Origin of the sequence: Campylobacter coli LMG 9860, from assembly GCF_000254135.1 — a bacterium.
GTDB lineage: Bacteria > Campylobacterota > Campylobacteria > Campylobacterales > Campylobacteraceae > Campylobacter_D > Campylobacter_D coli.
In genome coordinates this window covers 1-12,831 of the sequence record NZ_AINS01000023.1, presented here as the reverse complement: position 1 = coordinate 12,831, position 12,831 = coordinate 1, and the positions used below count along the sequence as shown (strand labels likewise).

Here is a 12,831-nt window from a genome sequence, read left to right as displayed (position 1 = left end):
CCCCCCCCCAAAAAAACCCATTGATTTTGCAAATATTAAATCCTCTTTTAATCCATCAATATTTTTTATATCAGGATAAACTCCATTTATTGGCGATAAAAGATTGTATTTTGTGCTTTTTAGAATAATCTGTGTTCTAATGCTATTTAAAATAAAATTCTTACCCTCACCCTCTTGCAAATTTAAATCCAAAGTCATATCTAAACTTCCAAAACTTAATGCTAAAACACTCGGATGCCTAGCAATATCATCTAAATTTTCCACTCCTAACGCACTTTCAATAATAGGTATTATAGGAAGTTCAAATTGGCTAAGCATATCTATATCCTCATAACTTTGCGCTTTTGGCAATACAACGCCAATAATGCCATTAGATTCTTTAATAGTTGAAATTAAAGACAAATCTTTTTGAAATTCCTTGCTTTTTGTTTCATTGATTCTTATAAGAAATTTATCATTATTTTTAGCACATTGGCTTGAAAAATCTACAATATTTTTTCTTCCAACTTCTTTTTTGCCACTTCAACAGAATCCTCTAAATCAATAATAATTTGACTAGCACCACTTTGCAAAGCTTTTGTAAATCTTTCTGGAAAAATTGATGAAACAAATAAAAAACTTTTGGCTTTCATATAAAATCCTTAGATAATCTTTTTTTCTTTGAATAAATTTATCTTATCAGAAAAGCCAAATTCTTTAAGAATTGATTCTGTATGTTCTCCAAGAGCTGGGATTTTATCCATTCTAGCTTCATAATTGTTATTTGTCGCAGGTGGCAAAAGTGCAGGAATTTTTCCAACTTCACTATCAACTTCCCTCCAACGATTTCTAGCTTTTAGTTGTGGATGCTCCCATACTTGATTAAGTTCGTTAACATTTCCATTTGCAATTTTTGCTTCATCAAGACGATCTACAACTTCTTTTACACTAAGGTTTTTGAAAGCATCTTCGATTATTTCTTTTACTTTTGATGCATTTTTGGTTCTTAAGGTATTATTTTTAAAATCTTCATGCTCGATCAATGATTCATCTTGCAATACAATTTTACAAAAACTTTCCCACTCTCTTGGATTTTGCAAGCCAAACATTACAACTCCATCTTTTGCCTTATAAGGACCATATGGAGTAATGCTTGCATGAAATGCACCCTTTCTCTCTGGAGGAGTCGCATTTTTATAGGTGTAATAAAGAGGATAATTCATCCATTCAGCCATACATTCTAGCATGGAAATTTCTACCCTAGAACCCTTTCCCGTTTTTTCTAAGTATAATAATGCCTGTAAAATACCGCTATAAGCATACATTCCTGCGGAAATATCTGCGATACTGATTGGAACTTTTACACATTCATCTTGCGTACCCGTTATAGAAACTAAGCCGCTTTCTGATTGTATTAAAAGATCATAAGCCTTTTTATGCCCATAATTTCCACCTTCGCCATATCCAGAAATATCGCAAACTATAATCTTTGGGTTATATTTTTTTAGATTTTCATAATCTAATCCCAATCTTTTAGATGCTCCAAATGCTAAATTTTGTACAAAAATATCTACTTTTGGTAAAATCGTCTTGATAAATTCAAGCCCATCAGGATCTTTTAAATCAATAGCCAAACTTTCTTTGCTACGATTTACCCATACAAAATGACTAGCTATGCCATCTACTCTTTTATCATATCCTCTTGCTAAATCTCCCACTTCAGGTCTTTCGATTTTAATAACTCTAGCTCCCAAATCTGCCAATTGCCTTGTACAAAAAGGTGCTGCTATTGCTTGTTCTATACTTAAAACTAGTTTTCCTTCTAAAGGTAACATCTCTTCTCCTTTTTATTTAAAATGAATAGTGCCAGAATGTGCCACAAATCCATTTTTATTTATCCATACTTCAGCAGTATTGTTGTCAATAATTTTTGACTCCACAGCAAAACTATCAGGAACACAAAGCGCATGCATACCTCTATAACTATAATTAATAATTTGTTTATCAGGATGGTTTTTTACAAAACAATTAATCATATAAGTTGCCAATAAAGGACCATGTATAACTAAACCATGATAACCCTCAACTTGCGTTGCATAAGGAAAATCATAGTGGATCTTATGGCCATTAAAGGTTAAAGCAGAATAGCGAAACAAAAGCGTGGAATCAGGTTGCATTTTTTCAGAATAATCTGCATTCATAGCAACTACATCGCTCGTAAGCTTTGGAGGTGCTGGTTGTTTATAAACAATATCCTGTTCTTCCTCGATTTTTAACTGCTCTTTTTGATAATAGCAGTGCTCTAAGGTAACAAAAGTAAGTTTTCCACTTTTTCCTTGTTTTTCTTGAATCTTTTTTATTGTGGTTATTTTTGTTGCATCTTCTCCAATAATCAAAGGAGCAATAAAGTTAAATCTACCTCCTGCCCACATACGATTGACTTCACCAAAGCTTGGAAAAAAGCTATTTTTATCTAGTCCTAGTTTAGGATGGCCATCTCTGCCTAATTTATCTGGAGTTAGTGCTTCATTAAAAAAGCACCATTGCCAAAGATATGGAAGGGCATCGCCATTTTTTAATTGCTTAGATTGTAGCGTTGCAACAATTTTTTGCACCTGTTTTTCATTGATGTTTTCTGTAAATTTTTCTTGTTTTCCAATAAAATTTTCATAACTCATTTTTTTCTCCTTAATTTAAAATACCTAAAAATAATAATACAAAACCAAATACTACCAAAATTAAAGGCAATATTATCAATCTTATAAAAAGATAGCGTTTTTCACTTTCATTTTGTGCACCAGCCAAAACCAAGGCTCCGCCTGTTGAAAAACTTGAATATCCAGTAAATGTTGCAAATACTGCGATTATAGAAAATGCAAGTGATGGCTCAAGTGCTTTGATTGATGGTACGATAGAGAAAAATGTTGGCATAACCACCCCCATGCTTGAGGCAAACGCACTCATACAAGAAGATAAAATTCCAAGCAAATAATAAAGCCAATTACTGCTACTTGAACCGTGCGCACTCATAAATATTGTGATATTTTCCATTATGCCTGTTGTTTTACTGAGCTCAATAAGCATAGAAAGTGATCCAATCATGAAAATCAAATCCCAAGGCACATTCTTAAATGCTTCTTTTTCACTACCAATTCCAAATATTACTGCCAAAACGATTCCAAGAAATGAAACAAAAACAGGGTTAAAAATGGAAGTTACTTTTTTAGTGTTTCATCATGAGGATTTAAAGCAAGAAAAAAAGATGAGATCATAATAACCGCAAAAACAAAACATACAATAAAAATCGTCTTCCATTGTGCAGCATTGAGTCTTTTTGGTTTTGTAATTTGCGAAGTAATTTTCACCTTATAACCTTTTAGCAAAAAATATCCGATTATAAAAAATCAAAGTATGTGCAATAAACATATTTTTACCTAAATTTAATTGCATTATTGCAGAAGCTTCTGCTGAATAACCAAGTTTTTCGATAAGATCAAAAGTTACTCTGCCACCAAGGGTAAAGGGATTAAATCCACCTGCACAAGAACCAGAATAAATAATAATAGCTGCTAAAATCTTATTCATTTTGATTTTGCTAGCAATATAAAGAACCAAAGGACTCATAAAAGCAAAGCCTGCATAATGTCCTGGTCCAATTCCTACAAATACCATAACTGTAATATAAAGTGCAATAGGAATACTCCAAGGTCTATTCCTAACAGAATACACAGCTTTTAACGGAGATTGTTTAGCGTACCATTTGCAATCGCAAAACCATAAAAATAAGTAATAGAAAGAAGTATAAAAAATAAACTTAAACTTCCATTCCAAAGATTAATCACCTTTTCTGGTGTTATACCGTAAAGGCATGCCCCAATAAAGGCTGAAAGTATCGCGAAGACTCCGATATTTGCTTTAAGAACATAGCCCAAAGCAATTGATATTATGAGGGAAAATAAAATAATAATATTAATAGTATCCATCATTTAGCTCCTTATCTTGAGTAATTTTAAGATAATTTTCCACTAACTTCCAATAAAAAATACTTAAATCTTATCAATTAAATCTTTGACAAATAAAAATTTTATTTAATAATGTTACTAATATTCTCATATTTTAAATTTATTGTTACTTAATTAAGCAAATTTAAAAAAAATCATATATTTAATTTTTATATATTTTTAATATAAAAGTGATATTTTAAATATTAATAAATTTTTATTACAATATTACCCATTTGTCAAATTATTTTTTATCCATTAAAAAGTATAAATGCTTCTTTGCATCTTCTATATTGTTTTATTTGTGATATAAAGGATATAAAGTATTCATTATTTATCTCTTATATTTATTGAACTTTTCTTTTTGTAGGTTTTGCTTTATTGTCAAAATTTTAATTTTTTAGAATAATTTGAAATTTTAAAGAATATTTTTATTAAGTAGAGTTTTTAGCTTTCGCTAAAAGCTCCAAGTTGAAGAATTTTTTGCATGCGATTTGAAGCAAGTTCTCGCGGATCTATTTTTTCTAATTCATCCAAGGCTTTTTTAACATAATCAGCTATAGCAACAGCAGCAGCTTCTTTATTGCGATGGGCTCCGTTGATAGGCTCTTCAATCACATCATCAATTAAGCCTTGACTTTTTAAATCGTCTGCAGTAACTTTCATAGCTTTTGTTGCTGCTTCACTTTTAGAAGGATCATTCCAAAGTATAGCTGCACAACCCTCAGGAGAAATGACAGAAAAAACTGAATTTTTCATCATTGCAAGCTTATCAGCCACACCTATAGCCAAAGCTCCACCACTTCCTCCTTCTCCTATAACCACAGCTATAGTAGGAGTTTTTAAATCGCTAAGTTCATACAAATTTGTAGCAATAGCTTCACTTTGACCACGTTCTTCTGCTCCCAAACCTGGATAAGCACCCGGGGTATCTATCAAAAACAAAATAGGAATTTGAAATTTCTCTGCAAGTCTTGCCACTCTTAAAGCTTTTCTATAACCTTCAGGATGAGGCATACCAAAATTTCTAGCGATCTTTTCTTTTGTGCCACGCCCTTTTTGTTCTCCTATAACTATAAGTTTTTTTTCTCCTAAATACCCCATAAAACAAACAATAGCAGGATCATCTCTAAAAGCACGGTCTCCATGAATTTCATAAGCATCATTTAAAATAAGATCTATATAATCAAGTGCATAAGGGCGATCTGGATGACGAGCGAGTTGCAAGCGTCCAAAATCGCTTAAATTTTTATAAGTTTTAGCAATTTCTTTTTCGAGATTTTTTTTAAGTATAGCAACAGCCTCGGTATCACCCTTAATTTGAGCATTGATAATATCTTCATCAATTTGCTGAATATTTTTTTCAAAATCTAAATACGAAGCCATATCAATCTACTTTTTTAAATACCACGCAACCATTTGTGCCGCCAAAGCCAAAAGAATTACTCATCACAACTCTTAAATCCGCTTTTCTGGCCTCATTTGGTATATAATCTAAATCACATTCTTCATCGCTAACAAATTGATTAATAGTAGGTGGCATAATTCCATTGTCTAATGCCATGATGCTAATAACCGCTTCAATAGCTCCTGCAGCACCCAAACAATGCCCTGTTTGTCCTTTTGTTGAGCTAACCGCTGGAATTTCACTTCCAAAAAGCTCTTTAATTGCAGCTGTTTCATTTTTGTCATTTACGGGCGTTGAAGTTCCATGTGCATTAATATAATCTACCTTTGGATTTCCTGCCATTTTTAAGGCTTTTTTCATCGCTCTTAAAGGTCCATCTAATGTAGGTGAGGTAATGTGATGCGCATCAGCACTTTCTCCAAAACCAACCAATTCAGCATAAATCTTAGCCCCACGCTTTTTAGCCTCTTCATACTCTTCAAAAACCAAAGCGCCTGCACCCTCTCCCATTACAAAACCATCTCTTTCTTTATCAAAAGGTCTTGAAGCATGAGCAGGATCATCATTTCTAGTAGAAAGAGCTTTCATTGAAGCAAAACCGCCAATTCCTACAGGACAAATAGCAGCTTCTGCACCAATTACCAACATTTTGTTAGCATTACCTAAAGCTATACTTTTATATGCTTCCCCTATAGCATGAGTTCCTGCTGCACAAGCCGTTACACAAGAAATATTAGGTCCTTTAAGTCCGTGTTCTATAGAAATTAAACCGCCTAACATATTTACTAAAGCTGAAGGTATAAAAAATGGAGAAATTTTACGAGGGCCACGTTCAGAACAAATAACCGAATTCTTTTCTATATTTGGCAGACCTCCAATTCCCGCAGCTGAAACAACTCCAAATTCTTCTTTGTCTAAATTTTGATCAAAATTAGCATCTTGCATTGCTTCGCGAGCAGCTTTAATACCCAATTGAATAAAACGATCAATTTTTTTAACCTCTTTACCGTCAACTACTTCTAGAGGATCGAAATTTTCAATTTCTGCTGCAATTTGAACCGGAAAGTCTGTAGTATCAAAAAGAGTGATTTTTTTCACACCACTCTTACCTTCACAAATCGCCTTAAAAGAACTTTCTTTATCTAAACCCAAGGCATTGATCATACCAATACCTGTTACTACAACTCTTTTCAAGAACAAGCTCCTTGTAAAGTGAATTTTTTTAAATTATTTTTTAAGATTTTCGATATAATTTACAACATCCTCAATTTTAATTAGTTTTTCAGCATCACTATCTGGGATTTCTACTTCGAATTTTTCTTCTAATGCCATAATAAGCTCTACAACATCCAAAGAATCTGCACCTAAATCTTCAATGATTTTTGATTCCATCTTAACAGCATCCGCATCAATGCTTAATTGCTCTACTACCACTGCTTTTACATCATCAAATGTTGCCATTTATATATCTCCTTGATAAAAATTAAAATAAAGCGTATTTTACAATAAAAAACTTAAAATATTTATAGTTTTTGACTATACTTTAAAAAACCATTGAATTTTAGGAGTAAGAAATGCTTTTTTCTCGACTTATTGAAACAAATTCACACATTTGGGATGAATATTTACATCATGAATTTGTAAAAAAATTAGAAAATGGAAGTTTAAAAGAAGAAAATTTTCTTTTTTATCTCAAACAAGATTATATCTATCTCATCCATTATGCTAAATGCTATGCACGACTTGCCTTAAATGCAAAAAATGCCGAAGAACTACGCTTTGCAATGAAATTTCAAAACTACATTATAGAAGGAGAAATTGAACTTCATAAAAGTATTTTAAAACTTGGCATCAATGCTGATAAATTAAATGTTAAAGATGAAAGTTTGACCAATATAGCTTACACACGCTATATGTTAAGCGTGGGTGAAAGTGGAGATTTTTTAGATATGTTAGTGGCTTTAAGTGCTTGTGCCATAGGTTATGGTTATATAGGAGCTGAAATTTATAAAAGACTTGGCAAGGAAAAACTTCAAAATCACCCTTATAAAGAATGGATTTTAACCTATAGTTCAGATGAATTTCAAAGTGAAATTAAAGAATTTGAAGACTTTTTAAATTCTTATACTCAACAAATATCTCAAGAAAAATTTGAAAATCTTAGCGAAATTTTTTATAATGTAGTGCGTTTAGAAAATGCTTTTTGGGAACATGCTTTACAAATGAAAATGGATATTTAAAGCAAGGAAAATCCTTGCTTTAAGCTTTATAAAGTTTAAAATCTCCGTTTGGAAACTGCATTTTAGCACTTAAATTATCAAGATAAAAAACTTCAAATCTAGAATTTTGTGGATTCTCATAAAGGCTTACAAGATAAGGATATTTTTCAAACATCAGCTCTTTAACTTTTGCGTTAGGTTCAAAAACTGCATTTGCTCTAAGTCTTAAAAAAATGCCCTCTCTAGAACAAGAACAAAATTCAATACCATTATAATTTTGTATATGCTTAAAAAGTCCTTTATTATTAGAAGTACAAAAATAAATTCTATCTCCTACAAGTAAAGGGCTCTGCATAGGACGAACCCTAGGATTTCCACAAGTTCCTAAAGTTGCCAAAAACGCAGGAGTATTTTCATCTAAAAATTGTTCAATTTCTTTTAAGTCCATATACTTTCCTTACATATATAATCCGCCATTAATTTTAAGCACATCACCTGTCACATAAGAAGCATAATCACTTAATAAAAATGCTACACAATTTGCAACTTCTTCAGGTTCTGCAAAGCGTTTTAAAGGGATATTATCTTGATATGCTTGTTTGATTTCATCGCTTAAAATCTCTGTCATATCACTTTTAATAAAGCCTGGAGTAACACAATTAAAACGCAAATTTCTACTCGCTCCCTCTTTAGCAAAAGATTTAGTCATAGCAATCATTCCACCCTTGCTCGCAGAATAATTAGTCTGACCGGCATTCCCCATTTCACCGACAATTGAAGCAATATTCACAACCGCACCAAAACGCTTTTTGCTCATTGTTTTTAAAGCCTCTCTACAACCTAAAAATGCAGAACTCAAATTTGTATCCACTACACTTGTAAAATCTTCGAGTTTCATTCTTAAGGCAAGTTTGTCGTTTGTAACACCTGCATTATTTACAAGATAGCTAAGCTCTCCATCGCTTTCTACTATAGTTTTTATCCCATTTTCAAACTCATCTTCTTTGCTTGCATCAAATTTAATCACAGCTGCATTGCCGCCTTGCGCAAGAATTTCATCTTTTAAAACATCTGCAAGTTCTGGTTTTGAGCGATAATTAATCCAAACTTTTAATCCAAAACTTGCCAAAGTTTTTGCAATAGAAGCACCAATACCCTTACTTGCACCTGTAATTAAAACATTTTTTCCACTAAATTTCATTTCTATCCTTAAAAAAAATATAAAATTAAATTTTAACAAAAATCTATATCAAAAGGCAAACAGATCAAAATAAAGCCTCATTCATCTCTTTTGGAATTTCTAAATTTAATATTTTAAGCACACTTGCAGCGATATTACTAAGTCCCATATTTTCCTTAAGCTTATCTACTCCCTTAGCTTCTACAAAAACAAAAACATCAAAAGTTGTATGATTGGTCAATAAATTTCCTTTTTTATCTTGCATCGCTTCACAATTTCCATGATCACTTGTAATGATAAAGGCATAATCATGCTTTCTTGCACACTCGACCACTTCGCCCAAACAAACATCTACTGCTTCTACAGCCTTAATGGCAGCATTAAAATCTCCTGTATGGCCTACCATATCACCATTTGCAAAGTTCACCACTATAAAATCTTCGCCCTTTTCTATCCCTTTTTTAACCGCATCGCATACTTCAAAAGCGCTCATTTCAGGCTTTTCGTCGTAAGTTTTTACCTTTGGACTTGGGATTAAAACCCTTGTTTCATTTTCCAAAAGTTCTTCTTTTCCTCCATTGAAAAAGAAAGTAACATGAGCATATTTTTCAGTTTCTGCAGTATGAAGTTGAGTAAGTCCTGCTTTGGAGATGGTTTCAGAAAGTGTATTTTTAATTTCTTCTTTTTCAAAAAGTACTGGAATGTTAAATTTATCATCATAAACACTCATAGTAAGCAAATTTTCAAACACTTTTTCTCGCTCAAATTCCTTGAAATTTTGAGAATTTAAAACTTCGATGAGTTGTTTCATTCTATCATTTCTAAAATTAACAAAAATCAATCCATCATCTTCTTGCATGCCTTTATAATTCTCGTTTTTAGCCGCTTGAATAAATTCATCAGTTGTTTCATTTTGATAACATTCTTCTATATAATCAACCCAATTTGACACACCCTTGCTCTTGCCTAATAAACAATCATAATATTCCTTAACTCTTTCCCAACGCTTATCTCTATCCATAGCATAAAAACGGCCACAAAGCGTAGCAAAATGCACGCCTATTTCCTCACAATGATTTTTTAGCTTTCTTATAAATTCTAATCCACTTGTAGGACTTACATCGCGTCCATCAGTAATTGCATGTGCAAAAACTTCATTTCCATTTTTGGCACAAATTTCAAGCAAGGCATTAAAATGTGTATCCATAGAATGAACCCCACCATCGCTATATAAACCAATAACATGCACTCTTTTGCATTTTTGTAGAAGTTTTTTTAAATTTGCGTTTTTTTCAAGTTCGCAACTCTCTATAGCTTTATTAATACGCACTAAATTTTGATAGATAATTTGCCCACTACCTATACACATATGGCCCACTTCGCTATTTCCCATTTGCCCTTCAGGCAAACCTACCGCTAAACCACTAGTTTTAATTAAAGAATTTGGTACTTCTCTAAAAAGCCTCTCATAATTTGGCTTTTTAGCAGCCTCAAAAGCATTAAAATCTTTTTCTTTGTTAAAACCTATTCCATCTGTAATAACTAAAATACATTTTTGTCTCATTTTTTACTCTTTTATAAGAAATTTTTTGGCTAGATTTTACTAAAATTAAGCTTTTAAAAACCAAAAAGAAGGCTAGCTTTTGTATTATCTTTCTTATTTTAGTGATTATGCTTTTTTTACTTATATCAGTGTACGCGCGGGCTTTGCATTTTTCATTGCTTTATGCTTGTCTTTATTTATCATGCCTAAATTTATTGCTTGGGCTAAAAACAAAAATGCAAATCAACCCATTTATGAACTAGCACCCCAAACTCACAAGGTAAAATCTCAAACGCCTACAATGGGTGGGCTTATCTTTATAGGTTGTGCAGTCTTTACAAGTCTTCTTTGTGCTAAATTGGATAATGTATTTACAATCACCGCCTTGCTTTGTCTTGTGCTTTTTTGCCTTATTGGACTTGTGGATGATTTGGGTAAAATTTTAAAAAAAGACAACCACTCAGGACTTAGCCCAAAAATGAAACTTTTAGCACAAATAAGCGTAGGATTAATCTGTATTTTACCTTTATATTTTAGCCCTGAATTTAATACAGAATTTTATCTTCCTTTTTACAAATATCCGCTTTTTGATATGAAAATTTTTGCTCTTGCTTTTTGGATTTTGGTCTTAATCTCCAGCTCTAATGCTGTCAATTTAACCGATGGACTTGACGGACTTGCAACAGTTCCTAGCATTTTTTCTTTATCTACCTTAGGTATATTTTTATATTTGAGTGGAAATTTAAATTATAGTGAATATTTGCTTTTACCTAAAATTCAAGGCTTGGGCGAGGTAGTGATTATCTGTGCTGCATTGATTGGAGCTCTTATGGGATTTTTATGGTATAACTGCTATCCTGCACAAGTTTTTATGGGAGATAGTGGAAGCTTAGCCTTGGGTGGATTTATAGGTTTTTTAGCCATCATAAGCAAAAATGAAATCTTGCTTTTACTTGTAGGCTTTGTCTTTGTGCTTGAAACCATTTCTGTCATTTTACAAGTGGGAAGCTTTAAAATTTTCAATAAAAGAGTATTTAAAATGGCGCCTATACACCATCATTTTGAAAAAATAGGCTGGGTAGAAAATAAAATCATAGTACGTTTTTGGATGATAGCCTTGCTATCTAATTTACTTGCGCTTGCATCGATAAAGTTAAGATAATGAGAATTTCACTTTTTGGATATGGTAAAACCACACAGGCAATAGCTAAAAATTTAGCCAATCAATTCGGCCCTTTTGATATCTACGATGATCATTTTCAAGAAAAAAGCAAGGATGAATGGGGTAATCATCTTTTAAATCCTAAAGAATTTGATGAAAAAGTAAGCGAGCTTGAAATTCCAAGCCCTGGCTTTCCACCTAACCATAACCTTATAAAAAAAGCAAAAAATTTACAAAGCGAATATGATTTTTTTTATGATGCTATGCCAAAATCTGTTTGGATCAGTGGTACAAATGGTAAAACCACAACCACACAAATGGCTACACATCTACTTTCACATGTTGGAGCAGTAATGGGAGCAAATGTCGGTTTTCCTCTGGCTGAGCTTGATTTAAATGCCAAAATTTGGATACTTGAAACTTCATCTTTTACACTTCACTATACCCATACTGCAAAACCCGAAATTTATGCACTTCTACCTATAAGTGCGGATCATCTTTCATGGCATGGAAGCTTTGAAAATTATGCAAAAGATAAATTGAGCGTTTTAGAAAGAATGAATGAGTGTGATATTGCAATCTTGCCTGAAATTTACGCAAAAACACCTACAAAAGCTTATATTATCTCTTACAAAGATGAATTTGATCTTGCTCAAAAAATGGGTATCGATATAGAAAAAATATCTTTTAAAAGCCCTTTTTTGCTTGATGCTGTCATGGCTTTAAGCATAGAAAAAATTCTACTTGATAGTCTAAGCTATGAACTTTTAAATCAATTTATCATGGAAAAAAATAAACTCGAAGAATTACAAGATAGTCAAGGTAGACTTTGGGTCAATGATACTAAAGCGACCAATGAAAACGCTGTAATGGCCGCTCTTAACCGCTATAAAAATAAAAAAATTCATCTTATTGTGGGCGGCGATGATAAGGGTGTGGATTTAAGCGCTTTATTTAATTTTATGAAAAATTTCAACATAGAACTCTATGCTATAGGACTTAGCACTCAAAAAATGCTTGATTATGCTTTAAAAGCAAATTTAAAAGCTCGTAAGTGTGAATTTTTAGAAAATGCTGTACAAGAAATTTCCAAAACGCTAAAAAACAATGAAGTAGCTTTATTAAGCCCTGCTTGTGCAAGCTTAGATCAATTCAGCTCTTATGCTCAACGTGGAGAAAAATTTAAAGAATGTGTAGGTAAAATTTAATTCACCCCCCCCCATCACATATTAATTTTTATCAAACACTAATTTAAAACGACTCGTATTCGGCTTAGAATTAAAATTCATTTATTAAACAACATACCTTGATAAAAAATTTATCTCAAGTATAACATTCA

General features: G+C 32.3%; 11 protein-coding genes and 2 pseudogenes. 3 read left to right on the top strand and 10 right to left on the bottom strand.

All coding sequences use genetic code 11. From position 1 onward, the window contains the following. The 7 genes and pseudogenes from CCO88_RS10155 to acpP form a co-directional block, all read right to left on the bottom strand. Positions 1-632, bottom strand: a pseudogene (locus CCO88_RS10155) (HpcH/HpaI aldolase/citrate lyase family protein); the annotation flags it as partial. Positions 633-641: 9 nt separating this feature from the next. After that, positions 642-1,814 (bottom strand): CaiB/BaiF CoA transferase family protein, encoded by a 1,173-nt coding sequence (locus CCO88_RS03755; protein ID WP_002786791.1) that lies wholly within the window; start codon positions 1,812-1,814, stop codon positions 642-644. 12 nt (positions 1,815-1,826) lie between these two features. Next, positions 1,827-2,657 (bottom strand): HTD2 family dehydratase, encoded by an 831-nt coding sequence (locus CCO88_RS03750; protein WP_002778444.1) that lies wholly within the window; start codon positions 2,655-2,657, stop codon positions 1,827-1,829. A gap of 10 nt (positions 2,658-2,667) precedes the next feature. After that, positions 2,668-3,962, bottom strand: a pseudogene (locus tag CCO88_RS11065) (SLC13 family permease). Between the two features lie 465 nt (positions 3,963-4,427). Next, positions 4,428-5,366, bottom strand: a complete 939-nt coding sequence (accA, locus tag CCO88_RS03730) for an acetyl-CoA carboxylase carboxyl transferase subunit alpha (protein ID WP_002778440.1) — start codon at positions 5,364-5,366, stop codon at positions 4,428-4,430. 1 nt (position 5,367) lies between these two features. After that, complete coding sequence (locus CCO88_RS03725; RefSeq protein ID WP_002784557.1) at positions 5,368-6,582, bottom strand: beta-ketoacyl-ACP synthase II; 1,215 nt, start codon at positions 6,580-6,582, stop codon at positions 5,368-5,370. 33 nt (positions 6,583-6,615) lie between these two features. Next, positions 6,616-6,849 (bottom strand): acyl carrier protein, encoded by a 234-nt coding sequence (acpP, locus tag CCO88_RS03720; RefSeq protein ID WP_002778438.1) that lies wholly within the window; start codon positions 6,847-6,849, stop codon positions 6,616-6,618. 113 nt (positions 6,850-6,962) lie between these two features. On the opposite strand from acpP, the gene tenA reads away from it, so the two are divergent. Continuing rightward, positions 6,963-7,628, top strand: coding sequence for a thiaminase II (tenA, locus tag CCO88_RS03715; RefSeq protein WP_002778437.1), 666 nt, complete (start codon positions 6,963-6,965; stop codon positions 7,626-7,628). Between the two features lie 19 nt (positions 7,629-7,647). Here the strand turns inward: tenA and CCO88_RS03710 are convergent, their stop codons facing one another. From CCO88_RS03710 to gpmI, 3 genes are all read right to left on the bottom strand, one after another. Continuing rightward, positions 7,648-8,055 carry a pyridoxamine 5'-phosphate oxidase family protein gene (locus CCO88_RS03710; protein ID WP_002839449.1) on the bottom strand — a complete coding sequence of 136 codons (408 nt, stop codon included), beginning with the start codon at positions 8,053-8,055 and terminating at the stop codon, positions 7,648-7,650. Positions 8,056-8,064: 9 nt separating this feature from the next. After that, entirely contained in the window at positions 8,065-8,808 is a 744-nt protein-coding gene (gene fabG / locus CCO88_RS03705) for a 3-oxoacyl-ACP reductase FabG (RefSeq protein ID WP_002778432.1), read from the bottom strand. A 64-nt stretch (positions 8,809-8,872) separates the two neighbouring features. After that, positions 8,873-10,351, bottom strand: coding sequence for a 2,3-bisphosphoglycerate-independent phosphoglycerate mutase (gpmI, locus tag CCO88_RS03700; protein WP_002782186.1), 1,479 nt, complete (start codon positions 10,349-10,351; stop codon positions 8,873-8,875). Positions 10,352-10,430: 79 nt separating this feature from the next. Here gpmI and mraY point away from each other — a divergent pair, with 79 nt between their 5' ends. Continuing rightward, entirely contained in the window at positions 10,431-11,492 is a 1,062-nt protein-coding gene (mraY, locus tag CCO88_RS03695) for a phospho-N-acetylmuramoyl-pentapeptide-transferase (protein WP_002778429.1), read from the top strand. After that, a complete protein-coding gene (gene murD / locus CCO88_RS03690; protein WP_002778428.1) occupies positions 11,492-12,700 on the top strand; it encodes a UDP-N-acetylmuramoyl-L-alanine--D-glutamate ligase in 1,209 nt (402 codons plus the stop codon). Before mraY ends, murD begins: the two co-directional genes overlap by 1 nt. The last annotated feature ends 131 nt before the right edge of the window (positions 12,701-12,831 follow it).